The following is a 25542-nucleotide window of genomic DNA, read 5'->3' as shown; positions in this document are numbered from 1 at the left end:
ACGAACCCCCGGCCCCCGCCAAACGGCTCGCGTTCCCCAGTGCCCTGACCGTCCTGGCCCTGGTCACGGTGGCGGTCTGGCTGCTGGCGTTCCTCGTCCCGGCCGGTCAGTACGAGCGCAACGACAGCGGCGCCCCGCTGTCGGGCACCTACCACCGCGTCCACGGCACCCAGAGCTTCACCGACCGGCTGAACGACCTCTTCCTCTCCCCCGTCAACGGCCTGTACGGCATCCAGGACCTCACCACCCACGAGGTCGGTCCGAGCTTCACCGGCGCCCTGTACGGCAGCGCGGGCGTCTTCCTCTTCGTCCTCGCCATCGGCGCCTTCATCACCGTCGTCTTCGCCACCGGCGCCCTCGACCGGGGCATCGCCCGCCTCGCCCACCGGCTGCGCGACCGCGGCGCCCTGCTGATCGCCGCCGTGATGCTCGCCTTCTCCGTGCTCGGCACGGTGGAGGGCTTCGCGGAGGAGACCCTCGGCTTCTACGGCCTGCTCGTCCCGATGATGCTCGCGCTCGGCTACGACCGGCTCGTCGCGGCCGGCGCCGCCATCCTCGGTGCGGGCATCGGGGTGCTCTGCTCCACGGTCAACCCCTTCGCGACGGGCGTGGCCTCCTCGGCCGCGGACATCTCGCTGGGCGACGGCATCGGGCTGCGCTTCGTGATGTGGATCGTGCTGACGGCAGTCACCATCCTCTACGTCGTCCGCTACGCGCGGCGCGTCCAGAAGGACCCGTCGAAGTCCCTGTGCGGGTTCCTGCCGGGCGACCGGATGCAGAAGGCCGCCGCCGACTCCGGCGAGGAGCCGGTGCTGACCGGGCTGCACCGGACGGTGCTGGTGCTGCTGGTCCTCGTCTTCGGCTTCATGATCTTCTCGGTGGTGCCCTGGTCCGGCGCGCTCACCGGCGACGCCGATGCCGCCCCGTACTCCTGGGAGCTGGACTGGTCCTTCCCGCAGCTCTCGGCGCTCTTCCTGTGCGCGGCGGTGCTGGTCGGCCTGGTGGCCGGGATGGGCGAGGCGAAGCTGAGCTCCACGATCATCCAGGGCGCCGCCGACTTCGTCTCCCCGGCCCTGGTAATCATGCTGGCGCGCGGGGTCACCGTCATCATGAACAACTCGAAGATCACCGACACGGTCCTGCACTCCATCGAGGGCGTGGTCAAGGGCACCTCGTCCAGCCTCTTCGCGGTGATCGTCTTCCTGGTCAACCTCCCGCTGGCCTTCCTGATCCCCTCGACCTCCGGCCACGCCACCCTCGCCATGCCCATCCTGGCCCCGCTCGCCGACTTCGCGGGTGTCTCCCGCGCGGTCGTGGTGACCGCCTGGCAGGCCTCCAGCGGCTGGATGAACCTCTGGGTCCCCACCACGGCCGTCACCATCGGCGGCGTCGCCCTGGCGAAGGTGGGCTACGACCGCTACCTGCGCTTCGTCTGGCCGCTGCTGGCCATCCCCCTCGTGCTGATCTGCGGCTTCCTGGCCTTGGGCGCCGCCATGTGACGGCCCGTCTGCGGGCCGGACGGCCCGGCCGGCGCCCCGCCCGGACGGCCTAGGCTGGACCGCATGTCCGCGATCACCGCCCCCCTGCCCGCTCCACCGGTGGCCGTGTGGGAGGTGGCGCGGCGGCCCCTGCGGTTCCTCGGCTCCTGGTGGCCCTGGCGGTGCTGGGCCTACCTGGGCGGCGGGTTCCTCCTCGGCTACCCGGTGCTCGTCGCGCTGGTGCTGCTCACCGGCCTCGGGGTGCTGCTGGCCGTGACCGGGGTCGGACTGCTGCTGCTGACCGCCGCCCTGGCCGGCGCGGTGCCGCTCGGTGAACTGGAGCGCAACCGGCTGCGCTGGGTCGACCCCGAGCCGGTGCCCGATCCGCACACCTCGCTCGCCGGGGCCGGCGCGGCCGCCTGGCTGCGGACCCGGCTGCGCGAGCGCGCGACCCGGCGGGAGTTCGGGTACGCCGCCCTGCTCGGGACGGTCTTCGGCGCGGCCGGCTTCGGGGTGCTGGCCCTGGTCGCGTTCTCGCTGCTCCTCGTGGCCTCCCCGGCCGTCGTGTGGGCGCTCGCCCCGGAACCGGTGATGCTGGTGCCCGGCCGGGCCGTTTCGGGCCCGCTGGAGGCCCTGGGCGGGACGGCCGCCGGGCTGGCCGGGCTGGTGCTGGCCGCGTACGCGGGCGCGCTGATCGCCGGGGCCCAGGTGAAGACGGCCCGGCTGCTGCTCGGGCCGCGCGGGGAGGACGGCCGGGTCCTGGAGCTCACCCGCTCGCGGGTCCGGCTGGTGGAGGCCTTCGAGGCCGAGCGGCGCCGCATCGAACGCGACCTCCACGACGGCGCCCAGCAGCAGCTGGTGGCCCTCAGCATGACCCTGGGCCTGGCGGAGATGCGGCTGCGCGGGATCCCGGAGGCGGCCCCGGCCGCGGCGCTCGTCGCGCGGGGCCGCGACGAGGCGAAGCTCGCCCTGGAGCAACTGCGCGACCTCGTACGCGGGATCCACCCGCAGGTGCTCACCGACCACGGGCTGGCGGCGGCGGTCGCCGAGGTCGCGCTGCGCCATCCCGTACCGGTCACGGTGGACCTGGCCCACCTGCCCCGGCTGCCCGAACCGGTGGAGACCACCGCCTACTTCACCATCACCGAGGCCCTCGCCAACGCCGCCAAGCACAGCGGTGCCTCGCGGGTCGGCGTCGCCGGTAGGGTCGAGGGCGACCGGCTCACCCTCACCATCAGCGATGACGGCCGCGGCGGGGCCGATCCCGGCGCGGGGGCGGGCCTGGCGGGACTCGCGGACAGGGTGGCGATGTTGCGGGGCAGGCTGACGGTGTCCAGTCCGCTGGGCGGACCGACCGAACTGCGGGTGGAGGTGCCGTGCTCCGAGTGATCCTCGCCGAGGACTCCGTACTGCTGCGCGCCGGGCTGACGGAGCTGCTGACCCTGGGCGGTCACCGGGTCCTCGCCGCCGTCGGCGACGCCCCCGCGCTGCTGCGGGCGGTTCGGGCCGAGCGGCCCGACGTGGTCGTCACGGACGTGCGGATGCCGCCCGGGCTGCGCGACGAGGGCCTGCGGGCGGCGCTGGAACTACGGGAGGAGGACCCGGGGCTGCCGGTCCTGGTGCTCTCCCAGTACGTGGCCACGGCGTACGCGACCCAGCTGTTCGGCGGGGGCTCGGCGGCCGGGCTGGGCTACCTGCTCAAGGACCGGGTCGGCGAGGTGACGGAGTTCCTCGACGCCCTGGAACGGGTCCACGGGGGCCAGACCGTCATCGACCCGGAGGTGGTCCGGGTGCTGCTCGCGCCCCGGGACGAGCGGGACCGCCCGCTGGCCCGGCTGACGCCGCGCGAGCGCGAGGTGCTGGCGCTCATGGCCGAGGGGCTCAACAACCAGGCGCTCGCGGCCCGGCTGTTCGTCACCGAGGCGGCCGTCGTCAAGCACGCGTCCAGCATCTTCATGAAGCTGGACCTGGACCCGACGGAGGGCAACCGCCGCGTCCTGGCCGTCCTGGCCCATCTCCGCGGCGCGAACGCCCGCCCCTGACCCTGACCCCTGACCCCTGACCCTGACCCCGGGCGCGGGCTAGCGGGCTTCCGCCGGGCGGCGTTCCCGGGGGCCCGAGCGGGCCACGACGCGGGAGGGGGCCGGCCGCGGGGCGGTCGAGCGGGCCCACAGCACCAGCAGCACCGGCAGGGCCAGGTACCCGAAGCGGCCCGCCGGAGCCAGCAGGAAGGCCAGGGTCAACCCGAGGGCGAGCCGGTCGGCGGCGGCGACGAGGGTGCGCGGCGGGCGCGCCCACAGCGAGAGCGCCACCGCCAGGCCGCCCAGCGCCAGCAGGGCCACCGTCAGGTACCAGCCCCACGGCCCGAGACCGGCCAGCAGGTGCCCCGGCAGCGGACTGCTCGCCGGGGTCGCCACCTCCGCCCGGCCCGTCGGGAACGCGAACACCTGCCGCCACAGCTCCTCCGGCTGGAGCAGCACCCCCGGCAGCACCAGCACGGCCGTGCCCGACGCCGCCACCGCCGCGCAGCGCCCCGCGGCGCGGGCGCCCCGGCAGGCCAGCAGGACGGCGAGGACCACCGCCACCGCGGGCAGGGCCGTCCACTTGAGGGCGCACGCCGCCGCGAGCGCCGCCCCCGCCACCGCCGGGCGGCCCGAGACGGCCGCCGCGAGCGCCAGGCAGCACAGGCCCGCCAGCGGCAGGTCCACCCCGCTCACCACCAGCGGAAGGGCCACCACCGGCGAAGCCACCAGGACCGGGAGCAGCGGCGAGGCGGGCCCGCCCAGCATCCGGCGGCCGGCCCACAGGGCGGCGAACAGCGCCGCCGCGCACCAGATGCGGGCATCGCCGAGGAGCCGGACCGCCCAGCCGTCGCCGCCGCCCAGCAGGGCGCGGGGGAGGCCGAGGAGGGCCATGCCCGGCAGGTAGGGGGTGTACTCCTCGACCCCGGCGGGCCGGTCCACGTAGAGCCGTCCGGATTCCAGCAGGAGCCGCCCGGACCGTTCGATCACCCCGACCTCGGACTGCCCCTGCCCGGTGAGGACCAGGTACAGCAGGGGGACGGCGACGGCTCCCAGCAGGGCCGCGCCCAGCGCCGTCCGGCGGCGCCCCAGCACGGTGGCCCCGGCGGCGGCCAGGTACCCGGCGGCCGCGCACCACCCCCACAGCCGGTGCGGGCCGAGCGAGGAGAACAGCGGGAACGACAGGGCCCAGGCGGCCGCGAGCAGCCACCCGGCGGTCCACCGGACGGTGGGGGATGCGGCGCGGAGACGGGAGGAAGGGGTCATGGACCCATTCCAGCCGCGCGGCCCGCTCCGGTCTGCACGGTCAGGCGGAGCCTTCGCGGTCGGGTTTTCCCTACCTGCGGGCCCGAGGAGAACCGCGTCCGGCGGCCGCTCGCGCCGAAGGGCGCGACCTCGGCAGGTCGCGCCCTTCGGGAGCCGGATGCGGGGACCGTCAGGCCTCCGGGGTGCCGCCGAAGCGCTCCCGGTAGGACTCCAGGTCCTCCTCGGTGATCTTCGCGAAGAGCACCGGCGGCACGGTGAACGGGGTCCCGGCCGGGACCGCGTCCAGCGCCTTGGCCTGCTCCGCCGTCACCCACGTCGCGGTGTCGCCGGCGAGGGCGAACGCGGAGCGCATGGCGCGCGCCGAGGACGGGATGAAGGGCTCGGAGACCACCGAGTAGAGGTGGATGAGGTTCATCGCGGTGCGCAGGGTCAGCGCCGCGCCCTCCGCGTCGGTCTTGACCTCCAGCCAGGGGGCCTTCTCGTCGAGGTACGCGTTTCCGGCCGACCACAGGGCGCGCAGCGCGGCCGCCGCCTTGCGGTACTGGAGGGTGTCCATGTGGCCCTCGTACTCGGCGAGCAGCTCGGCGATCTGCTCGCCCAGCTTGGCCTCGGTCTCGCCCGCGGGGCTGCCGGCCGGGACCTCGTCGCCGAACTTCTTGCGGGAGAAGGTCAGCACGCGGTTGACGAAGTTGCCGAGGGTGCCGCCGAGGTCCTTGTTGACCGTGGCGGTGAAGTGCTCCCACGTGAACGAGGAGTCGTCGGACTCGGGCGCGTTGGCGATGAGGAAGTAGCGCCAGAAGTCGGCCGGGAGGATCTCCAGCGCCTGGTCGGTGAAGACGCCGCGCTTCTGGGAGGTGGAGAACTTGCCGCCGTAGTACGTCAGCCAGTTGAAGGCCTTGACGTAGTCGACCTTCTTCCACGGCTCGCGGGTGGCCAGTTCGGTGGCGGGGAACATCACCGTGTGGAACGGGACGTTGTCCTTGGCCATGAACTGGGTGTAGCGGACGTCGTCGGCCTCGTACCACCACGACGTGTAGTCGCGGTTCGCCGGGTCCAGGTCGGCCCACTCCTTGGTGGCGCCGATGTACTCGATCGGGGCGTCGAACCAGACGTAGAAGACCTTGCCCTCGGCGGCCAGTTCGGGCCAGGTGTCCGCGGGGACCGGCACGCCCCAGTCGAGGTCACGGGTGATGGCGCGGTCGTGCAGGCCCTCGGTCAGCCACTTGCGGGCGATGGAGGAGGCGAGCTGCGGCCACTCCTCCTCGTGCTCCGCGACCCAGGCCTCGACCTCGTGCTGGAGCACGGACTGGCGCAGGAAGAGGTGCTTGGTCTCGCGGACCTCCAGCTCGGTGGAGCCGGAGATGGCCGAGCGGGGCTCGATCAGGTCCGTGGGGTCCAGGACGCGGGTGCAGTTCTCGCACTGGTCGCCGCGGGCCTTGTCGTAGCCGCAGTGCGGGCAGGTGCCCTCGACGTAGCGGTCCGGCAGGAAGCGGCCGTCGACCGGCGAGTAGACCTGCCGGATCGCGCGCTCCTCGATGAAGCCGTTCTCCTGGAGCTTGCGCGCGAAGTGCTGGGTGATCTCCCGGTTCTGCGCGGACGAGCTGCGGCCGAAGTAGTCGAAGGACAGCTGGAAGCCGTCGTAGACCGCCTTCTGGGCGTCGTGGGCCTGCGCGCAGAACTCGGCGACCGAGATCCCGGCCTCCTTGGCGGCGAGTTCGGCGGGGGTGCCGTGCTCGTCGGTGGCGCAGATGTACAGGACGTCGTGGCCGCGCTGGCGGAGGTACCGGGAGTACACATCCGCCGGAAGCATCGACCCGACCATGTTGCCCAGGTGCTTGATCCCGTTGATGTAGGGAAGCGCGCTGGTGATCAGGTGTCGAGCCATCCTCGGATGCTCCATTCGTTTCATTTGTACGGTTCGTACGGATTCATGCGTGACGGCGTGCCGTGACGGATTGTGATGCGGTTCATCGTATCGAACCGCCGAAAGGGCACGCGCCCGCATTTCGCCCGGGTGGTCGTGACGCGAAAACGCAGCGAGGGCGGTGACCTCTGCGTCACGGCCCTCGCAAGGGGCCCATGCTACAGGCGCGGAACGCAGGCCCCGACCGGCGTCCGGGGGCCGGACGGGCGGCCGGACGAACGGCCGGACGGGCGGTCGGACGGGCGCCAAGACCGCGCGCGGGGGCCGGTCGGAAAGCCCGTCGGAAGCTGGTCCGCACCGCTCAGTCGCGCCCGCCCGCCCCGCCGTCCAGGGCGGTGATCCGGGCGCCGCTCGCGAGCCGGGCCGTCAGGGAGACGGGGGCGCCCTCCGGCCCCGCGGGCACGGCGAGGCTGCGGCCGCCCGCCTCCGCCCGGACGGCTCCGCTCGCGGTGATGGCGGTGACCTCCCGGCTCCCGGCGGCCAGCAGGTGCCAGCGGCCCGCCGGGGAGCGCCACCGGGTGCCCGCGAGCAGGTGCTGGCCGAAGCGGCCGCAGGCGGCGGTGGACCGGGCCCGGGCGACCTCCTGCGGGGGCCCGGCGGGCGGGCGCAGCTGGACGAGGACGTCGCCCGGCCCGGCCCAGCCGGAGGCGCGGGTACAGCTCCAGACGGCCCGGCCGCCCCCGTCGGGGAGGTCGGAGTCGGCGAAGTCCCAGACGTTGACGGCCCGTACGCCGTCCCCGCGCAGGGCGCGCAGTCCGCAGGCGCCGGGCGCCCAGGCCGCGCGGGCGGCCGCTCCTGTGGCCTCGCGGGGCTGCCGGGCGGGCACGGCGCCGGGGCCGTCGGGGAGCGGGGTGTAGGTGAGGTGGACGGGGGTGAGGGTGCCCAGGTCGGCGAGGACGAAGGAGTGCTTCTCGACGATGCGGGCGGAGGAGGTGAGTTCGACCACGGGCCAGGCGTCGCAGGCCCCGGCCCCCCGGGGGACGGCGACCGGGGCGGTGACCCCGTCGGCGGCGACCGCCAGGGGCCGGGTGGTGTCCCCGGCACGGAGCAGGTCGCGGGTGCCGGCGGAGGCGATCCACGGCGCGAGCAGATAGCGCGCCGCCGTCCCGTCGGGGGCCCGGGTCAGGGTGAGGGCGGCGGCGGTGGTGACGCCCGCCTCGTCGGTACGGGCCAGGTCGAGGGTGCGCGTTCCGCTGCCGCCGGACCCGCCGCCACCGCTGCCGCCGCGCGCGGGCTCGGTGTAGCGGACGACGCGGTCATCTTCGGCGTCGAGCAGGACCACCACGGCCGTCGCCACGCCGGCGCCCTCCCCCGGGGCGGCGGCCACGTCCCCCGCGTACAGCAGGCGCGGCGGACGCCCGGGCGCGTCGGTCGGGGTGCCCGGCGCGGCCGTGGTGCGGATGCCCCCGGGCCGGGCCGCCCAGGCGCCCAGGGCCCGGGTCAGCAGGGCCCGGTCGGCGGTGCGGGCGCCCCGCGCGGGCCAGGCGGTGAAGTCGACCCGGGCGGTGTCGGCCCAGGCCTCGGCGGGTACCCGGACCAGCCGGGCCGGGTCCAGCACCCCGGCGGCCACCGGCCCGGCAGCGGGGGCCGCTTCGGTGCGCGGGGGCGAGACGTCGGCGACGAGGATCCCGCCGGCCAGGGCCACGGTGGCCGCGGCGGCCCACCCGGCGCGGACCCAGCGGCGGCGGCGCAGCAGGTCGGTGGGGCGGGCGCTGACCACGGTGGCGTCGAACTCCGGGTTCAGCAGCGCCGGCGGGAGGGGTTCGCCGGCCGCCACGGCCTGGGCTTCGCGGACAGCGTCCGCCGGACCGGCCGCTCCGGCCGCGCCGAGCAGCCGTACGACGGCCTCCTCGGGCAGTCCGTCCAGCCGGTGCAGGACGAACGCGGCCCGGACCGGGCCGGGTGCCTCCCCCAGCAGCCGGGCCGCCTCGTCGATGCCGCCCGCCGGAGGCCACAGCCGCAGCCCCCACACGAAGGGCGGGGCGGGCGGCCAGCCGGTCCGGGCCAGCAGACCGCGGGCGCCGCCCGCCGGGGCGAGGGCGGCGCGCAGCACCCGTACCCGCAGTTCCTCCAGCGGGCCGCCCGGACTGTCGGGGCTGCCCGTCCCGCCGGGGTCGCGGCCGCCGCCGGCGCGGGGCAGGGCGTGCTGGACGGCGCGGTGCGCGAGGAGGACCCGGGTGTGCCGGCCGAGGGAGGGCGGGAGGGTCACGTAGGCGAGGCGCACCAGCCGGGGGTACTGCTCGACCAGGACGGCTTCGGCCCGCTCGACCGCGCCGCCCGCGGGGGGCGCCGGAGGCTGCGGGTCTGTCTCGGGCTCGGAACCGGATCGCGGTGTTGTGGCCACGGCCGGACAAACGAGTGAATCATGGGATGGTCACACGTTGCCGAGCGCCGCCGCCCCGGAGCGCCGGAGCGCCGGAGTGCCGAACACCGGAGCACCGGAGCACCGGAGCACCGAACACCGGCCCGTCGGACCGGTCGGCTTCGATCACGAACCGGTCATCACCGAACGTAATATTTCCAGGTTTCTTCTCTGCGCCCTCCGAGTGCGCCCGCGCTGCTTCCATGGACCCGCACAGGGGATGAGGTGGGGAACGGTGAACGATGGCGGACCGGAGGAGTCCGGCGGGGCCGTGGGACTGCCCAGCCGGAGGCGGCAGCCGACGCCCATGAGCCAGTGGGATCCGACCGCGCGCCTGGCGTACTGGGCCTTCCACGCCAACCGCCGGCCCGCGTACATGCGCTTCGCGTACCTCCAGCTCGGCTCCGACGCGGCCGCCGAGGACGCCGTGGACGCGACCTTCGAATCGATCATGGACGACTGGCTCCGCATGCTGCACATGGACCGGCTCGACGCCTACGCCTGGACCGTGCTCAAACAGCGGATCGTCGACGGCAGGCAGCGCTGGGACCCGCGCCGGCAGCGGCCCGAGCCGATGGACACCACCGCCTTCGAGGCGGCCCTCAAGGAGGCGCACGCCGACCGGTACGAGGTGCTCGCCGACACCATCCGCTTCTACTCGGCGGTCTCCCGCCTCGCCGAACGCCAGCGCGACACCGTGATCCTGCGCTACGGACTCCAGTGCACCCCCGGCGAGGCCGCCGCCGTGATGGGCGTGGACGAGGCCACCGTCCGCTCCCAGCTGGGCCAGGCCCACCGCCGCCTCGCCCGGCTGCTCGACGCCTCCGCCGGATCATGAGGCCCCGCGAACACACCGGCGTACCCGCAGGGCCGCCGCGCGCCCTGGCCGAGTTCCTGGCGCGGGCGGGCGTGCGCGACCGCTACCCGCACTACGACCTCGGCGCCGCCGAGTCCCGGCTGCTGCGCAGCCCCCGCGTCCCGGGCGCCCCCGCGCCGGCGGCCCGCAACCGGCGCCGCCCCTTCGGCTGGAGCGATCCGGCCCGCGACTGCCCCCTGGACTCCGAGCGGGCCCGCCGCGACCTCAAGGCCGCCTGCCTCGTCGCGGTCTGCGACCCCCGCGCCGGGCAGGACCTCGGCCGCTTCCTCGACAGCGGGCACGCGGACCCGCCCGGCGCGGCCGTCTTCGGCTGCCTGCTGCACCTGGCGGGGCTGCGCGAGGGCTCCCGCTTCTGGTGGCAGTTCGCCGCGGGCGCCGGAACCCGGCGCACCGCCCCCGCCGCGTACTGCCTCTTCCTCGACCACTCCCGGCGCGGCGAGCACCACGACGCCCGCTTCTGGGCCCGGGAGCTGGGCCGTCACGACTTCCGGCCGGGCGGCCGCCGCGAACTGCGCGAGATCCGGCTGTGCGCGCAGGCCGCGGTCCTGCGCCACGTCGACCAGCACGACGACCCCGACCTGGGCCCGGTCCCGCTGCCCAGACCCGGCCTGCCCTCGGTGCTCGCCGCCTTCCTGCCGCCGTCCCCGCTCCCGGCCCGCCGCCCCCGCCCGGACCCGGGCCCGCTGCGCCACCCCGCGCTGACCTCCGCCGCGCGGGCGACGGTCGTCCAGAGCGACTCGGGCGACGCCCTGGCGCACGCGCGGCGCGCGCTGGCCGTCGTACGGGTCCTGGAGCACCACCCGTTGGGCGTCCGGGCCGCCCGGCTCGCGCGCGAGTCGGGCCTCACCGAGCGGGCCCTGCGCCCCCTGCTGACCATGCTGTGCGAGGAGGAGTACGCCTGCCGCCCGGGCGCGGGGGTGTACGCGCGGGGGCCGGCCCTGGACCGGCTCGGCGCCTGCGGCGGCACCGGCCTGGCCGCCCAGCTCCAGCGCACCCTGGCCCTGGCCCGGGACAGCGCGGGCGCCGCCGTGTACCTCAGCCGGTACGCGGAGGGCGAGGTCCGCATCACGCAGATGGCGGACGGCCCGGGGGCTCCGCCGGTGCGGGAATGGGTGGACTTCCGGGCTGCCGCGCACGCCAGCGCCGTCGGCAAGTGCCTGCTGACCCAGCTCGACCACCACGGCCGGGCCGACCACGTGACCCGTCACCGCCCGGCCCGGCTCACCGCGCGGACCATCACCGACAGCCGGACCCTGTTCGGCGCCCTGGACGCCCTGACGCCGGGGGCCCCCGTCTTCGACCTGCGCGAGTACTCCCCCGGGGTCGTCTGCGCGGCCGTGCCCATCGCGACCGGGGGCGCCGCCGGAAGCCTCGCGCTCTCCCTGCCCGCGAGCCACGCGCACCGGCTGCCCTCCGCCACCGAAGCCCTGCGCCACAAGGCGGTACCGGTCCTCCTCGCGCTGCTCCTGTCCGGCGCCATCCCCCCGGACCCCCCACCGCCCCCCGGCCCGCGCCGCACGCACACCCCGCACACCCCGCCCCACGCGCACCCCGCGCACCCCGCGGACCCCGCCCCGTCGACCCGGATCACCCCCGAGACGCTCCGTCTGCTGGGCCGGCTCTTCCGCACCCCGCTGACCCGCGTCACCGCCCAGGACGGCCCCCACCTGGTCAACGACCCCGCCTCGGCGGCGGCCTACCTCTTCGAAGCCGACCCCGACCCGACCCGCCTCACCCTCCCCCGCACCTTCACGGACATCACCCCGGGCTCGCTCCCCCACCCCGACGGCCTGGTGGTCCTGCGCATGTGACGGGCTCGCCCCGTTGGCCGACCCGGCCGGTCCGCGCCGGGGCGAAGGTGGCACTGCCAGTGACAGTCTCGGCAGGAGTGCCCTCAGAAGGGATCTGGCTGGGGCGGGCCGGTCCGCCGAGGCTGGGGGCATGACAACCGCTGATACCGCCCCTGCCACCGCCGCGCACGCGGCGCCTGTCCGTATGACGGGGCGCCAAGTCGCCGCCCTGGTGGTGCTGCTGGCGTCCCAGTTCATGATGGCCGCCGACTTCTCCGTGCTGAACGTCGCGCTGCCCGAGGTCGGCGTCTCCCTCGGGTTCTCGACGGGGAGCCTGCAGTGGATCACCACGACGTTCGCCCTGTGCGCCGCCGGATGCACCCTCGTCTTCGGCCGCGTCGGCGACTACGTGGGGCGCCGGCGCATCTTCACCGCCGGAATGGTCGTCCTGGCCGTCTCCTCGCTCATCGGCGGCGTCTCCGACTCGGCCGCGATGCTGCTGGTCGCGCGTACCCTCCAGGGTCTGGCCACCGCGGCGGTCACCCCCGCCGCGCTCGCCCTGCTCACGACGACCTTCTCCGAGCCCGCGCTGCGGACCCGCGCGCTGGGCCTCAACAGCGTGATGATGAGCTCCGGTTTCAGCGTCGGCGCGATCCTCGGCGGTGTCCTGACGGACGTGTTCTCCTGGCGCTGGGCCTTCTTCATCAACATCCCCGTGGCCATCGCGGCGATCGTCGTCGTGCCGTTCGTCGTCGCCGAGGGCCGGGCGGCGCAGCGCAGTCGGATCGACCTGCCGGGCGCGCTGCTGATCACCCTGGGCCTGTTCACCGCGATCTACGGCGTCACCCGCGTCGGCGAGGAGGGCCTGGACCTGACGGCGGGCCTCGCGCTGATCGCCTCGGCCGTCCTGCTGGGCGTCTTCTGGGCCGTGGAGAGCCGCACCACCGACGCCCTGGTCCCGGTGAAGGTCCTGAAGAAGCCCGACATCGCGTGGGGCAACGTGGCCGCGCTGTTCATCTTCGGCGGGGAGACCGCGCTGATCTTCTTCACCGGTCTGTACGTCCAGAACGTGCTCGGCCTGTCGTCCCTGGTCGCCGGCCTGGTGCTGCTCGGCATCGGCGTGGGCCAGATCATCGCGGGCGTCGTCGGTCCGCGCCTCCTCCAGCGTGTCCCGCCGCGTACGATGCTCGGCGTCTCGCTGGCCCTGCAGGGCGCGTTCATGCTGCCGGCGCTGTGGGCGACCTCGGACTCGCGCTGGCTGATCCCCCTGATCATCACCCAGTTCGTGAACGCCTTCTTCTCCATGACGGCGGCCCTGTCCTTCATGGTCATCGCCACCTCGTCCGTCGACGCCGACGAACAGGGCATGGCGACCGGGATGGCCACCCAGAGCCAGCAGGTCGGCATCGCGATCGGCATTCCCCTGGTGAGCGCGGTGTTCGCGGCCGTCATCGGGCGGGGCACCGTGACCGCCGCCGAGCAGCTCACCGGCATCCACGTGGCGATCGGCGTGGCCGGCTCCTCCCAGCTCGCCGTCGGCCTGCTCCTGTGGCTGCTGTTGCGCGCCAAGTCCCGGTAGTCGCAGGCGGCCGGGAGAGCGGTGCACCCCGCTCTCCCGGCCGTCCTCGCGGCGGCCACCGCGATCAGGGACCCTTGCCGACGCCGCTCGGCACTTCATAATGAGAAGGATGGAACAGATCGTGAACACGGACCTCGGCGGTTACCTGCGGCAGATGCGCGAGCGTGTCCGGCCGGAGCAGAGGGGGCTGCGCACCAGCAACTCCCGGCGCGTTCCGGGACTTCGCCGCGAGGAAGTGGCCGCGCTGGCGGGCGTGAGCCAGACCTATTACACGCGGCTCGAACAGTCGCAGACCGCGCACGCCTCGCCGCAGGTCCTGCTCTCCATCGCCCGCGCACTGGATCTGAGCCCCGACGAGCAGGACTACCTGCTCAAGATCGGCACGCCCGTGCAGAATCCGCAGCGGCCCACTCCCAGCGACGATCAACTCAGCGCGAGCACACGCATGCTGATGTCGTCGCTCGGCAATGTGGCGGCGGCCGTGCTGAATTACCGGTGCGACATCCTGGCCTGGAATTCGCTGTACCACAAACTGTTCGCGCCCCACCTCGCTTTCGATGTCCCCGAGGACGCCGCACAACGCCCCAACATCATCAAGATGAACTTTCTCGACGACAGCGTCCAGGCCCTGTACGCGGACTGGGCCGCCGAGTCGGAGTCGAACGTGACGTATCTGCGGTTCATCTCCGGGAATCACCGGCACGATCCGCGACTGGCCGAACTGATCGGCGAACTGACCATTCACAGCGAGGAATTCGCGGCGCTCTGGTGCCGCCAGCGGGTGGCGAACTGCATCGAGGGCACCAAGCTATTCGACCATCCCGTGGTGGGCGAGCTGGAGTTGATGTACCAGTCCGCCGACCTCCAGGACGGCAACATCCTGAAGTTCTACCACGCGGAGCCCGACTCCCCGCACGAGGCGGCCCTCCAGCTCCTGACGGTGGACCTGGACTCCGTCCACCGGCGCTGACGGACGGACGCCGTGGCCCCCGGTCCATACGGACCGGGGGCCACGGCGTCTGCCGCGCGGGCGGCTACCTCCGGCGGATCGCCGTCACTCCCCAGGTGAAGCCGGAGCCCGCCGTCACGCGCTGACCGTGACATTGCGGGCGTCCATCGACTCGGGAACTGCGTCTGATCGTCGAGGAGGCCGGGCGCCACGGCCTGGGCGTGGCCGCGCACGCGCACGGTTCGCAGACCATCGCGGACTGCGTCGCCGCCGGCGTGCGGACGATCGAGCATTGCTCCTGGCGGACCGCGGAGGGCATCGTCCACGATCCGGCGGTCATCCGCCGCATGGCCGAGGACGACGTGGCCGTCTGCCGGTGCGTGTCCGGGGACTGGCGGCTGTTCCTCGATCAGATGGGGCCCGAGCGCGCGAAGGCGATGGCCGAGGTCATCCTGGAGATGCGCGAGGCCGGTGTCCGGTTCATCGCCGGCACCGACGCGGGCGTGCCGGGAGCCCGCTTCGGCGACTACGTCGGCATGCTGGAATTCTTCGCCTCGCTCGGTTTCACCCGGCGCGAGATCCTCGACATGGCCACCGTCAACGCGGCCCACGCCCTGGGGCTGGCCGACACGGGCGTCCTGGCCCCCGGCAAGCGCGCCGACCTCATCGTCGTCGACGGCGACCCGCTGACCGACCTGAACGCCCTCCGCCGCATCCGCCACGTCTTCACGGCCGGCCGCCGGGCCGCCGGCCCGGACGCCCCCACGCACGAGAGCGGATCATGACCGGTAGGTCATGATCCGCTCTCGTGTACTGACTCTGTGTCCGAGGGGGGACTTGAACCCCCACGCCCGATAAAGGGCACTAGCACCTCAAGCTAGCGCGTCTGCCATTCCGCCACCCGGACTAGGTGGTCGGCCCCGGTTTCCCGCGGCGACATGGACAACAATAGCAAAGGATCGGCGGGCCTCCGACCACTTATCCGGGCGGTCGGACGGGAGACGCGCCGCGCTGACCTGCGGGCATGTCCGGCGGCGTGGGCGGGACGAGGCGCCTTGGTCAGCGGCCGGCGCCGTCCTTGATCCAGTCGTCGTTGAGCTGCCAGGCGTAGAGGGTGTCGCCCTGGACGTAGGCGTAGTACAGGCCGCAGCGCGCGGTGGCCCTGTCCTCGGCGCCCTGCGGGAACCAGGACGCCGCCAGCTCCGGCTTGCCCGCGCCGGAGCGCGGGGCGTCGGTGCATTGGGGTGGGAGGCCCCCGGTCGGGAGGGTGGCCTTCAGGAGGCGCCGGCCGCCGGTGGTGCCCATCGCGTACTCCACGGACGTCGCGCCGTCCGGGAGCCAGCGCGGGACCGAGGCCCGTGCGCCCTTCGCCTCGGCGCCGGTCGCGTAGCTGCCCGACTCCTGGTGCCGTCCGCCGTACCAGTGCGCCGCGGCCGGGAGGGCCGCCACGGCCGCCAGGCCGACGGCGATGGCGCTTGCGGCGGTGGTCAGGGCGAGGGTCCTGCGGCGGCTCATGGGGATCGCGCTCCTGGTTTCGGCGGGGGGCGGGGTGCGTACTGCCATCCTGGGGCGGGCCGGGGCCGGAAGGCGTCACTCCGGCGGGCCACATCCGCTACCTCTCAGGTCGCACGCACCGCAGGCCCGCCCCCGGGGTGGGAACGGGCCTGCGGCGTGGTGCGAGGGGGGCGGGGCTACGGGCAGCGGATGACCTGGCCGGCGTAGGAGAGGTTGCCGCCGAAGCCGAAGAGGAGGACCGGGGCGCCCGAGGGGATCTCGCCGCGTTCCACCAGCTTGGACAGGGCCATGGGGATGCTGGCGGCGGAGGTGTTCCCGGAGTCGACGACATCGCGGGCGACGACGGCGTTCACGGCCCCGATCTTGGCCGCGAGCGGCTCGATGATCCGGAGGTTGGCCTGGTGCAGTACGACCCCGGCCAGGTCCTCGGGGGTGATTCCGGCCTTCTCGCACACCCTGCGGGCGAGCGGCGGGAGCTGGCTGGTGGTCCAGCGGTAGACGGCCTGGCCCTCCTGCGCGAAGACCGGGGGCGTGCCCTCGATGCGGACCGCGTGGCCCATCTCCGGCACCGAGCCCCACAGCACCGGGCCGATGCCCGGCTCCGCGCAGCCCTCGACCACGGCCGCGCCCGCGCCGTCGCCGGTCAGCACGCAGGTGGTGCGGTCGCTGTAGTCGGTGATCTCGGTCATCTTGTCGGCGCCGATGACGAGCGCGCGGGTGGCGGCGCCCGCCCGGATCGCGTGGTCGGCGGTGGCCAGGGCGTGGGTGAAGCCCGAGCAGACGACGTTGATGTCCATCACGGCCGGGCCGCCGCCCATGCCCAGCTTGGCGGCGACGCGCGCGGCCATGTTGGGGGAACGGTCGATGGCCGTGGAGGTGGCCACCAGGACGAGGTCGACGTCGTCCGGGAGCAGACCGGCATTGGCGAGGGCCTTGCCGGCGGCCTGGTAGGCCAGCTCGTCCACCGGCTCCTCGGGGCCCGCGACGTGCCGGGTCCGGATGCCGACCCGGGACCGGATCCACTCGTCATTGGTGTCGACCATGGCCGAGAGGTCCTCGTTGGTGAGCACTTTCGCGGGCTGGTAGTGCCCAAGCGCCACCACGCGTGAACCGGTCATGGGCGGGGTCCCCCTTTGTACGACGGTCAGGATCACCCAGCTTGGCCTGCTACCGATGGGTACGGGTGCGCGTGACCCGACAGGATTCACACACCGTAATTTGGAGAATTCCGAGCAACTTGCTGCCGGGGAGCCTCGTACACCGTGGATCCGGGAGAATGTGCTCGTCAGGTGCACGACCAAGACAGAACGGGTGGCTGATCGCCATGGGACGGGTCACCGAGCGGCGCCGCGTCGTGCGGATCCGGGGCGGGGCGGTCGTCATGCGCCCCGACACGCTGGTCGCGGAGGAGCCGCTGGAGATACGGCTGAACGGCAAGCCGCTGGCCATCACGATGCGGACGCCGGGGGACGACTTCGCGCTGGCCGTGGGTTTCCTGGCCAGCGAGGGCGTGATCGCGCATGCGTCGGACGTCCGGGCCGTGACCTACTGCGAGGGCGCGACCGACCGGGGGCCCCTCCCAGCGGTAGCTGGGGGAGGCTCCAACACCTACAACGTGGTCAACGTGCAGCTGGCGCCCGGAGTGCCGGTGCCGGACATCACGCTGGAGCGGAACGTCTACACCACCTCCTCCTGCGGGCTGTGCGGGAAGGCCAGCCTGGACGCGGTCCGTACGGCGACCCGGTTCCCGGGGCTGGCCGATGATCCCGTACGGGTGCGGGCGGAGCTGCTGGCCGAGCTGCCGGACCGGCTGCGCGCGGCGCAGAAGGTCTTCGACCGCACGGGCGGGCTGCACGCCGCCGGGCTGTTCACCATCGGCGGCGAGCTGCTCGACGTACGGGAGGACGTGGGGCGGCACAACGCGGTGGACAAGATCGTGGGGCGGGCGCTGCAGGCCGGGCGGCTGCCGCTGGCCGGTGCGGTGCTGCTGGTGTCGGGCCGGGCCTCCTTCGAGCTGGCGCAGAAGGCGGTCATGGCGGGCATCCCGGTGCTGGCGGCCGTCTCGGCGCCGTCCTCGCTGGCGGTGGACCTGGCGGTGGAGTCCGGGCTGACGCTGGTGGGGTTCCTCCGGGGCCGGGACATGAACGTCTACGCGGGCGAGGAGCGCGTGATCCTGCCCTCCGGCCCCGCCTCCCGGCCGGAGGCCTGACCCTGGAGGCCTGACCCCGGCGGCCTGACCGGCGGCCTAGCGCCGGCGCCCCTTGCGCGGCGCCGGGGCCGGCTTCGGTTCCGGCGGGTCGATGCGGTGCAGGTCCAGGGTGGCCGGGAGCGGCGTGACGCCCGGGCCGCCGGACTGCGCCCAGGCGATGACCTCGTCGGTCGCGGTGTCGTCCAGGGCCCAGCCGAACCAGGCGGCCCGCGCTCCCCGGCGGCGGGCTTCGCTGGTGGGCTGGACCACGATGACGTTGGCCTGGGCGCAGGGCCCGAGGCAGTCGCTGGTCCGGACGGCCAGGCGCCCCTCGGAGGCGGCGGCGGCCTCCCGCAGCCGGGCGAGCTGGCCCGCGTGGTCGGTGCCGGGGTTCTTGCGGGGGTCCCCGCAGCAGCAGCCGCGGCAGACCACGAGGGTGCAGGGGCGCGGGGCGGAGGCGGCGAGCGGGCGTATCCAGGTCACCGACGCACGTTACCGGCCCCGTGCGGCGGGGTGTTGGGCCGGGGGCGAGACCTCCGCCACACGCCCGCCGGGGAGTTCGGGCCCGGGTGCCAGCGGGTCGCGGGCGCGGCGCCGGGCCAGGACGGCGCAGACCATCAGCTGCATCTGGTGGAACACCATCAGCGGCAGCACGGCGAGGCCGGCCTGGGCCCCGAACAGCACGCTGGCCATGGGGAGTCCGGCGGCCAGGCTCTTCTTGGACCCGGCGAACTGGATGGCGATGCGGTCCTCGCGGCCGAAGCCGAGCCGGCCCGCCCCGTACCAGGTGACCAGGAGCATGACGGTGAGGAGTACGGCCTCCACCGCCAGCAGGGCCCCGAGGCGCGGGAGGCTGACCTGGTGCCAGACCCCGGCGGCCATGCCCGCGCTGAAGGCGGCGTAGACGACGAGGAGGATCGAGCCCCGGTCGACGTAGCCGAGGGCCGGCTTGTGGCGGACCAGGAAGCCGCCGATCCGGGGGCGCAGGAGCCGGCCGAGCAGGAACGGCAGCAGCAGCTGGACGACGATCTTGCCGAGGGCCCCGGCGGAGAAGCCGCCCGTGCCGGCGCCGAGCAGGGTGGCGGCCAGGAGGGGGGTGAGGACGATGCCCGCGAGGCTGGAGAAGGATCCGGCGCAGATCGCGGCGGGCACGTTGCCCCGGGCGATGGAGGTGAAGGCGATCGAGGACTGGACGGTCGAGGGGACCAGGCACAGGAAGAGCAGTCCGCTGTAGAGGGGCTGGGTGAGCAGGCCGGGGGCCATCCAGCGGGCCGCCAGGCCGAGCACCGGGAAGAGGACGAAGGTGCAGGCGAGGACGGTGAGGTGGAGCCGCCAGTGGCGCAGGCCGTCGAGGGCTTCGCGGGTGGAGAGGCGGGCCCCGTAGAGGAAGAACAGCAGGGCCACGGCGGCGGTGGACACGCCGTCGGCGACGGGGGCGGCGGCGCCCCGGGCGGGGAGCAGGGCGGCGAGGCCCACGGTGGCGAGCAGCGCGAGGACGTACGGGTCCAGGGGCAGCCGGGCGGGGAGGCGGGGGCGTCGCATGGTCGGTGCTCACTCGGGGTCGGGACGGCCGGGGGGCAGGGGGCACTGGGGGCGAGGGGGGGAAGGCGGGGCGCCGATGGGGTCCCCCTTCATGCTCGCCGCCGCGCGCCCATCGGGAAACCCGCACACCAGACTCACTGTCATCACGGAACGCGATGGACCGCCCTATGCTGTCCCCATGTACGACCCCGTCCAGCTGCGCACCTTCCTCACCGTGGCCCAGACGCTCAGCTTCACCCAGGCCGCGGCCCGGCTCGGCGTGCGGCAGTCCACCGTCAGCCAGCACGTGCGGCGGCTGGAGGGGGCCACCGGGCGCCCGCTCTTCGCCCGGGACACGCACAGCGTGGCCCTGACGGAGGACGGCGAGGCGCTGCTGGGGTTCGCGCGGACCATCCTGGAGGCGCACGAGCGGGCGGCGGCCTTCTTCACCGGGACCCGGCTGCGCGGGCGGCTGCGGTTCGGGGCGTCCGAGGACTTCGTGCTGACCCGGCTGCCGGAGATCCTGGAGGGGTTCCGGCACGAGCACCCCGAGGTGGACCTGGAGCTGTCGGTCGAGCTGTCGGGCACCCTGCACGAGCGGCTGGACGCGGGCCGGCTGGACCTGGTGCTGGCCAAGCGGCGCGGCCCGGAGGACGAGCGGGGCCGGCTGGTGTGGCGGGACCGGATGGTGTGGATCGGGGCGGAGGGGGTGCGGGTGGACCCGGAGCGCCCGGTGCCGCTGATCGTCTTCCCGCCGCCGGGAATCACCCGGGCGAGGGCGCTGGAGGTGCTGGAACGGGACGGGCGGGCCTGGCGGATCGCGTGTACGAGCGGCAGCCTCAGCGGTCTGGTCGCGGCGGCCCGTGCGGGACTCGGGGTGATGGCGCACACCCGGGGGCTGATCCCGCCGGGCCTGGTCCGGGTGGGCGGCCTGCCGGAACTGGGGCCGGTGGAGTTCGCGCTGCTCCAGGGCCGCCGCCCCGCCCCGGCCGCGGAAGCCCTGGCGGCCGCCGTCCTGAGGGGCGCCGACCGCCTGAGCCGTCCGGCCTGAACCGGCCCCCCGCCACCGCCGCCGTAGGGATCTTGTGGAGGTTTTCCGGGGGGTGCCGGCCGACGGGGTGGGTGGGGTAGCGTCGCGGCGCCCAGCACGGAGAGGAGCGGGATGTTGCGCGAGTTCACCGTGCCACCCGTGGTCACAGGAGCGCCGGTCGGCGGTCTGGCCGACGTCGTCTTCCAGCATGCGGCACAGGATCCGCACCGGGTCGTGCTCGGGCGCAAGACCGACGGGATCTGGCGCGATGTCACCTCCCGGGAGCTGGCCGGCGAGGTGCTGGCGCTCGCCAAGGGGCTCCTCGCGCAGGGGATCCGGTTCGGGGACCGGGTGGCCGTGATGTCCCGCACCCGCTACGAGTGGACCCTGTTCGACTTCGCGCTGTGGGCGATCGGCGCGCAGCCGGTGCCCGTCTACCCCTCCTCCTCCGCCGAGCAGGTGCACTGGATCCTCTACGACTCCTCCTGCACCGGGTGCGTCGTGGAGGACGAGGACCAGGCCATGACCGTCGGCTCGGTGATCGAGCGGCTGCCGCAGCTGCGGATGCTGTGGCAGCTCGACGCGGGGGCGGTGGCGGAGCTGGTGGCGCAGGGCGAGCCGGTGGCCGAGGACGTGGTGCACCGCCACCGCCGGGCGGTGACCCCGGACGCCGTCGCCACCGTCATCTACACCTCGGGCACCACGGGCCGCCCCAAGGGCTGTGTGCTCACCCACGCGAACTTCATGTTCGAGGCCGACACGATGGTGGCCCGCTGGGAGTCGGTGTTCCAGGCGGGCGGCGGTGAGCAGCCCTCCACCCTGCTGTTCCTGCCGCTGGCACACGTCTTCGGGCGGATGGTGGAGGTGGCCGCCGTGCGGGCCCGGGTGAAGCTGGGGCACCAGCCGGTGATGGCGGCGTCCGAGCTGCTGCCGGACCTCGCCGCCTTCCGGCCGACCTTCGTGCTGGGGGTTCCGTACGTCTTCGAGAAGGTGTTCGCGGCGGCCCGCCGCACGGCGGAGGCGGAGGGGCGCCGGGGGCCCTTCGACCGGGCGGTGGAGACGGCCGTGCGGTACGCGGAGGCGCGCGAGCAGAAGGCGTTCGGCACCGGGCCGGGGCCCTCCGCCGGGCTGCGGATGGAGCACCAGCTGTTCGAGAAGCTGGTGTACGGAAAGGTGCGCGCGGCGCTCGGCGGCCGGGTGCGGCACGCGATGTCGGGCGGCTCGGCGATGTCCCGGCGGCTCGGGCTGTTCTTCGAAGGCGCCGGGATCACGGTGTACGAGGGGTACGGGCTGACGGAGACCTCCGCCGCCGCCACCGCGAATCCGCCGGGCGCGACGAAGTACGGGACGGTGGGGCGGCCGATCCCGGGCTGCACCGTGCACATCGCCGACGACGGGGAGGTGTGGCTGAGCGGCGGCCACGTCTTCTCCGGGTACCTGAACGACCCCCGGGGGACGGAGGAGGTGCTGCGCGGCGGCTGGCTGGCGACCGGGGACCTGGGGCGCCTGGACCAGGACGGGTACCTGACGATCACCGGCCGCAAGAAGGAGATCCTGGTGACCTCCAACGGCAAGAGCGTGGCGCCGACCGCGCTGGAGGAGCGGGTGCGTTCGCATCCGCTGGTGTCGCACTGCGTACTGGTGGGCAACGACAGGCCGTTCATCGCGGCGCTGGTGACCCTGGACCCGGAGGGCATCGCGCACTGGCTGTCGATGCGCGGGCTGGCGCAGCGGCCCGCCGAGGAGCTGGTGGACGATCCGGAGCTGGCGGCGGAGGTGCGGCGGGCGGTGGTGGCGGCCAACACGCTGGTCTCGCAGGCCGAGGGGATCCGGGCCTTCCGGGTGCTGCCCGGGCAGTTCACCGAGGAGCGCGGGCTGCTGACGCCGTCGCTGAAGCTGAAGCGGCGGGCGATCGAGAAGGCGTACGCGCGGGAGGTGGCGGCCCTCTACCCCGCGTGAGCCGCCGCGTTGCTGCTGGTGGAGGAGAGGGCCGCCGAGGTGCTCGGGATCGCCGACACCGTGGCCTGCCTCTCCCGGGGCCGGGTCTCCTGGTGCGGCCCCCGGGCCGGGATGGAGCCGGACCGGCTCACCGAGGCCTACCCGGGGACGGCGCCATGAGCGGACGCGCGTACGTACCGGAGGCGCGCGGGGTCACCGTGCGCTTCGGCGGGGCCCGGGCCCTGGCCGGGGTCGGCCTCGGCATCCGGGCCGGGGAGGTGTGCGGGCTGATCGGGCCGAACGGGGCCGGTAAGACCACCGTGTTCGACGTGCTGTCCGGGCTGTCGGCGCCCGAGCGGGACCGGCTGGCCTCGGTGGTGCGGGGGCCGGCCGAACGGGAGGGCTGCGCGGTGCTGCTCGTCGAGCACGACGTGGCCTTCGTGATGGGCCTGTGCGCACGGGTCGTCGTACTCGACCTCGGCAGCGTGCTGGCCGAGGGCACCGCGGCCGAGGTCCGGGCGGATCCCCTGGTCCGTGAGGCGTACCTGGGTCCGGCCTCAGCGGCCGGCGCGAAAGACCGTCCGGATGGCGGGAATACGGCGTCCGGGGGGCTGGTTGTCGCCCCTCGTACGCCGTGGCACGGGCCACACCGCACCGACCCCGAGGGAACGACACCACGTGAACCAGGTCCCCACCGTCACGCTCAACAACGGCACGCTCATGCCCCGGCTCGGCTACGGGGTCTGGCAGGTCCCGGACTCCGAGGCCGAGCGGGCCGTCGGGACGGCGCTGGAGGCCGGCTACCGGAGCGTCGACACGGCGGCGGTCTACGGCAACGAGCGCGGCACCGGGCGGGCCCTGGCCGCGTCCGGGGTGCCGCGCGGGGAGCTGTTCGTCACCACCAAGCTGTGGAACGGCCCGAAGGTGCGCTGGGGCCGCGACGAGGTGCTGCGCGCCTTCGACGAGTCGCTCGGCAAGCTGGGCCTCGACCAGGTCGACCTGTACCTGATCCACTGGCCGCGCCCGATGCGCGAGGACTTCCTCGCGATCTGGAAGACCTTCGAGGAGATCGCCGCGAGCGGCCGCGCCAAGGCGGTCGGCGTGTCGAACTTCCGCCCGGCGGACCTGGAGCGGCTGGCGGCCGAGAGCGCCCTGGTGCCGGCCGTGAACCAGATCGAGCTGCACCCGCTCTTCCCGCAGGAGGAACTGCGGGCCCTGCACGCCGCGCGCGGCATCGTCACCGAGGCCTGGTCCCCGCTGGGCCAGGGCAAGGAGCTGCTGACCCTGCCGGCCGTCGCCGCCGTCGCCGCCAAGCACGGCCGCAGCGCCGCGCAGGTGGTGCTGCGCTGGCACCTCCAGCTCGGCCACGTGGTGATCCCGAAGTCGGTGACGCCCGAGCGGATCCGGGAGAACCTGGACGTGTTCGGCTTCGAGCTCGACGCCGGGGACCTCGCGGCGCTGGACGCCCTGGGTGCGAGCGCGGCGGGCCGCCGGATCGGTCCCGACCCGGCCGTCTTCGACGTCTGAGGGCGGCGTGAACCTTCCGGACGGGATCTACCGGATCCGCAACGTCGACAGTGGGCTGGTGCTCCAGCTGGAGGGTGCCTCGCGGGTGCGGGTCGGCCCGGACGGGCCGCCCGCGCCGGCGGCCGCCCGCCGGTGGCGGATCTCGCCGGTGCACAGCGGCGGCGGGATCTTCCACGTGGTGAGCGAGGACAACGGCCGCCGCCTCGACGTCGCGAACGCCTCGACGGACAGCGGGGCCCGGGTGCAGGTGTGGCGGGCCAACGCGTTCGGGGCGCAGGAGTGGCTCGTCGAGGAGCACCTCGACGAGCCGGGGGTGGTCTCGCTGATCGCGTGCATCAGCGGCCTCCCGCTGGAGGCCGACGCGCAGGGCCGCGCCCGCCAGGCCGAGGACACCGACTCCGCGTCCCAGTGGTGGCGCCTGGAACGGGCGTAGACCCCGGGCCCGGCGCTCGCCCTCAGACGCGCACGAAGCTCCGTACGCGGTACGTGGGCTCCGCGCGCGGGGCGTCCTGCCCGGGCAGGTCCGCCGGCCGGGCGGCCGGGGCGGCCGCGGTGGTCCCGCGCGGGCTGATCCGCGAGGCGTAGCGCCCGGCCAGCAGAGCGGTGGCCGCGCCGCGCGGGGTGCGGCCCTGGCCGTGGCCGGTGAACCGGGTCTCGCGGCCCGGGCCGCGTACGCCTCGACCTCGTGGGAGGCGTCGGCGGGTCCGGCCGTCAGGTGCGGGGCGAGCAGGGCGTCTATGTCGCTGCCGACGTCGTGCGCGGCGTCCTTGTCGACGGTGGTGACGAGCACCCCGCCGGGCCGCAGCACCCGCCCCGCTTCCGCCACCGCGCCGGGGCCGCGCAGCAGGTGCAGCGGCAGCCGGGTCCCGGAGGCGAGGAGGGCCGGGACGCCGCGCCGCACGGCCGCGGAGGCCATCCCGTACGAGGTGTCCGCGCCGAGGACGCGGAGCCCTGGCCGGGTGAGCCGGGCGGTGACGATGCCGGTGCCGCAGCCGGGGTCGAGCAGGGTGCGGGCCGGCGTGCGCCGGGAGCAGGCCGAGCACCTCCGCGGCGGCGGCCTAGGCGCGCGGGACCCCGCCGCGCGTGGCGTCGTAGACCCCGGCCTCGGCGTCGTAGTCGACGAGCAGCGGTCGCGCTCCCGCCATCAGGCGGCTCCATGGGCGGGGGCGAGGGCCTCGACGCGTTCGGCGAGGCCGAAGTCCTTCTCGGTGACGAGTCCGCCGGCGTCGTGGCTGTGCACGGCGAGGCGGACGGTGTCGTAGCCGAGGGTGAGGTCCGAGTGGTGGTTCAACTCGTCCTGGACGACGGCGATGTGGGCGACCAGGGCGCTGGCGGCCCGGTGCGTGGCCAGCCGGTAGGTGCGCAGGATCCGGTCGTCCTCGAAGGCCCAGCCGGGGAGCTCCCGCAGCCGGTCCTCGATCTCCTTCTGCGAAAGCGGCTCGCTCTGCATCCGCGTTCTCCTTCCGTGTGACGTGTGGTCAGTTTCCCACAGGGAGCGCCGGCGGGACCCTTCCGCGCCCCGGTGCGCCAGAGCGCTCCCGGCGCACGGGCACACCCCGGGCGCCGGGCGGCGCCGT

At 74.6% G+C, this 25542-nt stretch carries 21 protein-coding genes, 1 tRNA gene and 3 pseudogenes; 15 read left to right on the top strand and 10 right to left on the bottom strand.

Going from position 1 to position 25542, the window contains the following annotated elements; genetic code table 11:
• Positions 1–44: 44 nt before the first annotated feature.
• The 3 genes from ACFYYT_RS28885 (at position 45) to ACFYYT_RS28875 (ending at position 3520) form a co-directional block, all read left to right on the top strand.
• Positions 45–1499, top strand: coding sequence for a Na+/H+ antiporter NhaC family protein (locus tag ACFYYT_RS28885; protein ID WP_351828670.1), 1455 nt, complete (start codon positions 45–47; stop codon positions 1497–1499).
• Between the two features lie 63 nt (positions 1500–1562).
• Positions 1563–2867: a sensor domain-containing protein gene (locus ACFYYT_RS28880; protein ID WP_351828628.1), complete on the top strand. Its 1305-nt coding sequence runs from the start codon at positions 1563–1565 to the stop codon at positions 2865–2867.
• Positions 2855–3520 carry a response regulator transcription factor gene (locus ACFYYT_RS28875; protein ID WP_351828631.1) on the top strand — a complete coding sequence of 222 codons (666 nt, stop codon included), beginning with the start codon at positions 2855–2857 and terminating at the stop codon, positions 3518–3520. Before ACFYYT_RS28880 ends, ACFYYT_RS28875 begins: the two co-directional genes overlap by 13 nt.
• A gap of 39 nt (positions 3521–3559) precedes the next feature.
• Here ACFYYT_RS28875 and ACFYYT_RS28870 read toward each other — a convergent pair whose 3' ends face one another.
• The 3 genes from ACFYYT_RS28870 to ACFYYT_RS28860 form a co-directional block, all read right to left on the bottom strand.
• Complete coding sequence (locus tag ACFYYT_RS28870) at positions 3560–4765, bottom strand: glycosyltransferase 87 family protein (protein ID WP_351828633.1); 1206 nt, start codon at positions 4763–4765, stop codon at positions 3560–3562.
• Positions 4766–4934: 169 nt separating this feature from the next.
• A complete protein-coding gene (gene metG, locus ACFYYT_RS28865; protein ID WP_351828635.1) occupies positions 4935–6650 on the bottom strand; it encodes a methionine--tRNA ligase in 1716 nt (571 codons plus the stop codon).
• Positions 6651–6990: 340 nt separating this feature from the next.
• Complete coding sequence (locus ACFYYT_RS28860; protein ID WP_351828638.1) at positions 6991–9033, bottom strand: hypothetical protein; 2043 nt, start codon at positions 9031–9033, stop codon at positions 6991–6993.
• Between the two features lie 325 nt (positions 9034–9358).
• Between ACFYYT_RS28860 and ACFYYT_RS28855 the strand changes: the two genes are divergently transcribed.
• The 5 genes and pseudogenes from ACFYYT_RS28855 to ACFYYT_RS28835 all read left to right on the top strand — a co-directional run bounded on the left by ACFYYT_RS28855 (position 9359) and on the right by ACFYYT_RS28835 (position 15031).
• A complete protein-coding gene (locus ACFYYT_RS28855) occupies positions 9359–9889 on the top strand; it encodes a sigma-70 family RNA polymerase sigma factor (protein WP_385320480.1) in 531 nt (176 codons plus the stop codon).
• Between the two features lie 788 nt (positions 9890–10677).
• Positions 10678–11397 (top strand): annotated as a pseudogene (locus ACFYYT_RS28850) (IclR family transcriptional regulator C-terminal domain-containing protein); the annotation flags it as partial.
• Positions 11398–11869: 472 nt separating this feature from the next.
• Positions 11870–13297 carry an MFS transporter gene (locus tag ACFYYT_RS28845; protein WP_351828645.1) on the top strand — a complete coding sequence of 476 codons (1428 nt, stop codon included), beginning with the start codon at positions 11870–11872 and terminating at the stop codon, positions 13295–13297.
• A gap of 109 nt (positions 13298–13406) precedes the next feature.
• Positions 13407–14267, top strand: a complete 861-nt coding sequence (locus ACFYYT_RS28840; protein ID WP_351828647.1) for a helix-turn-helix transcriptional regulator — start codon at positions 13407–13409, stop codon at positions 14265–14267.
• Positions 14268–14425: 158 nt separating this feature from the next.
• On the top strand, positions 14426–15031 hold the full coding sequence (locus ACFYYT_RS28835) for an amidohydrolase family protein (protein ID WP_388609823.1): 606 nt from the start codon (positions 14426–14428) through the stop codon (positions 15029–15031).
• Between the two features lie 37 nt (positions 15032–15068).
• Here ACFYYT_RS28835 and ACFYYT_RS28830 read toward each other — a convergent pair.
• The 3 genes from ACFYYT_RS28830 to ACFYYT_RS28820 form a co-directional block, all read right to left on the bottom strand.
• A tRNA-Leu gene (locus ACFYYT_RS28830) sits at positions 15069–15153 on the bottom strand.
• Between the two features lie 152 nt (positions 15154–15305).
• On the bottom strand, positions 15306–15761 hold the full coding sequence (locus ACFYYT_RS28825; protein ID WP_351828649.1) for a hypothetical protein: 456 nt from the start codon (positions 15759–15761) through the stop codon (positions 15306–15308).
• A 176-nt stretch (positions 15762–15937) separates the two neighbouring features.
• Positions 15938–16879: a beta-ketoacyl-ACP synthase III gene (locus tag ACFYYT_RS28820; RefSeq protein WP_351828652.1), complete on the bottom strand. Its 942-nt coding sequence runs from the start codon at positions 16877–16879 to the stop codon at positions 15938–15940.
• Between the two features lie 206 nt (positions 16880–17085).
• Between ACFYYT_RS28820 and fdhD the strand changes: the two genes are divergently transcribed.
• Positions 17086–17970: a formate dehydrogenase accessory sulfurtransferase FdhD gene (fdhD, locus tag ACFYYT_RS28815; protein WP_351828654.1), complete on the top strand. Its 885-nt coding sequence runs from the start codon at positions 17086–17088 to the stop codon at positions 17968–17970.
• A 36-nt stretch (positions 17971–18006) separates the two neighbouring features.
• On the opposite strand, the gene ACFYYT_RS28810 is transcribed toward fdhD, so the two are convergent.
• Complete coding sequence (locus ACFYYT_RS28810; protein WP_351828657.1) at positions 18007–18432, bottom strand: (2Fe-2S) ferredoxin domain-containing protein; 426 nt, start codon at positions 18430–18432, stop codon at positions 18007–18009.
• A 9-nt stretch (positions 18433–18441) separates the two neighbouring features.
• Positions 18442–19491: a bile acid:sodium symporter family protein gene (locus tag ACFYYT_RS28805; protein ID WP_351828660.1), complete on the bottom strand. Its 1050-nt coding sequence runs from the start codon at positions 19489–19491 to the stop codon at positions 18442–18444.
• A 178-nt stretch (positions 19492–19669) separates the two neighbouring features.
• Here ACFYYT_RS28805 and ACFYYT_RS28800 point away from each other — a divergent pair, with 178 nt between their 5' ends.
• From ACFYYT_RS28800 to ACFYYT_RS28775, 6 genes and pseudogenes are all read left to right on the top strand, one after another.
• Complete coding sequence (locus ACFYYT_RS28800) at positions 19670–20521, top strand: LysR substrate-binding domain-containing protein (protein ID WP_351828662.1); 852 nt, start codon at positions 19670–19672, stop codon at positions 20519–20521.
• 114 nt (positions 20522–20635) lie between these two features.
• On the top strand, positions 20636–22459 hold the full coding sequence (locus tag ACFYYT_RS28795; protein WP_351828674.1) for a long-chain fatty acid--CoA ligase: 1824 nt from the start codon (positions 20636–20638) through the stop codon (positions 22457–22459).
• 18 nt (positions 22460–22477) lie between these two features.
• The gene (locus tag ACFYYT_RS28790) at positions 22478–22618 is read left to right on the top strand and encodes a hypothetical protein (RefSeq protein WP_351828665.1); all 141 of its coding nucleotides are present in this window, start codon (positions 22478–22480) and stop codon (positions 22616–22618) included.
• Positions 22615–22983 (top strand): annotated as a pseudogene (locus ACFYYT_RS28785) (ATP-binding cassette domain-containing protein); the annotation flags it as partial. The gene ACFYYT_RS28790 and the pseudogene ACFYYT_RS28785, both read left to right, overlap by 4 nt.
• Before the next feature lie 133 nt (positions 22984–23116).
• Positions 23117–23965, top strand: coding sequence for an aldo/keto reductase (locus ACFYYT_RS28780; protein WP_351828667.1), 849 nt, complete (start codon positions 23117–23119; stop codon positions 23963–23965).
• Positions 23966–23972: 7 nt separating this feature from the next.
• Positions 23973–24398, top strand: coding sequence for an RICIN domain-containing protein (locus ACFYYT_RS28775; protein WP_362126892.1), 426 nt, complete (start codon positions 23973–23975; stop codon positions 24396–24398).
• Positions 24399–24420: 22 nt separating this feature from the next.
• On the opposite strand, the pseudogene ACFYYT_RS28770 reads toward ACFYYT_RS28775, so the two are convergent.
• Together ACFYYT_RS28770 and ACFYYT_RS28765 are read right to left on the bottom strand one after the other, a co-directional pair.
• Positions 24421–25110: pseudogene (locus tag ACFYYT_RS28770) on the bottom strand (class I SAM-dependent methyltransferase).
• Positions 25110–25415 (bottom strand): 4a-hydroxytetrahydrobiopterin dehydratase, encoded by a 306-nt coding sequence (locus tag ACFYYT_RS28765; RefSeq protein WP_351831485.1) that lies wholly within the window; start codon positions 25413–25415, stop codon positions 25110–25112. Before ACFYYT_RS28765 ends, ACFYYT_RS28770 begins: the two are co-directional and overlap by 1 nt.
• Positions 25416–25542: the final 127 nt, after the last annotated feature.

It is taken from the genome of Streptomyces sp. NPDC002032, assembly GCF_042890765.1.
GTDB lineage: Bacteria > Actinomycetota > Actinomycetes > Streptomycetales > Streptomycetaceae > Streptomyces.
Note: the sequence above shows the minus strand (reverse complement) of the source record. Positions and strands in the feature narration are given on the sequence as shown.

Bases quoted from the DNA above. Each gene is read 5' to 3' on its own strand.
- ACFYYT_RS28880 (WP_351828628.1), top strand. From the start codon at position 1,563: ATGTCCGCGATCACCGCCCCCCTGCCCGCTCCACCGGTGGCCGTGTGG.
- ACFYYT_RS28870 (WP_351828633.1), bottom strand. From the start codon at position 4,765: ATGACCCCTTCCTCCCGTCTCCGCGCCGCATCCCCCACCGTCCGGTGG.
- metG (WP_351828635.1), bottom strand. From the start codon at position 6,650: ATGGCTCGACACCTGATCACCAGCGCGCTTCCCTACATCAACGGGATC.
- ACFYYT_RS28855 (WP_385320480.1), top strand. From the start codon at position 9,359: ATGAGCCAGTGGGATCCGACCGCGCGCCTGGCGTACTGGGCCTTCCAC.
- ACFYYT_RS28845 (WP_351828645.1), top strand. From the start codon at position 11,870: ATGACAACCGCTGATACCGCCCCTGCCACCGCCGCGCACGCGGCGCCT.
- ACFYYT_RS28840 (WP_351828647.1), top strand. From the start codon at position 13,407: ATGGAACAGATCGTGAACACGGACCTCGGCGGTTACCTGCGGCAGATG.
- ACFYYT_RS28825 (WP_351828649.1), bottom strand. From the start codon at position 15,761: ATGAGCCGCCGCAGGACCCTCGCCCTGACCACCGCCGCAAGCGCCATC.
- ACFYYT_RS28820 (WP_351828652.1), bottom strand. From the start codon at position 16,879: ATGACCGGTTCACGCGTGGTGGCGCTTGGGCACTACCAGCCCGCGAAA.
- fdhD (WP_351828654.1), top strand. From the start codon at position 17,086: ATGGGACGGGTCACCGAGCGGCGCCGCGTCGTGCGGATCCGGGGCGGG.
- ACFYYT_RS28805 (WP_351828660.1), bottom strand. From the start codon at position 19,491: ATGCGACGCCCCCGCCTCCCCGCCCGGCTGCCCCTGGACCCGTACGTC.
- ACFYYT_RS28800 (WP_351828662.1), top strand. From the start codon at position 19,670: ATGTACGACCCCGTCCAGCTGCGCACCTTCCTCACCGTGGCCCAGACG.
- ACFYYT_RS28765 (WP_351831485.1), bottom strand. From the start codon at position 25,415: ATGCAGAGCGAGCCGCTTTCGCAGAAGGAGATCGAGGACCGGCTGCGG.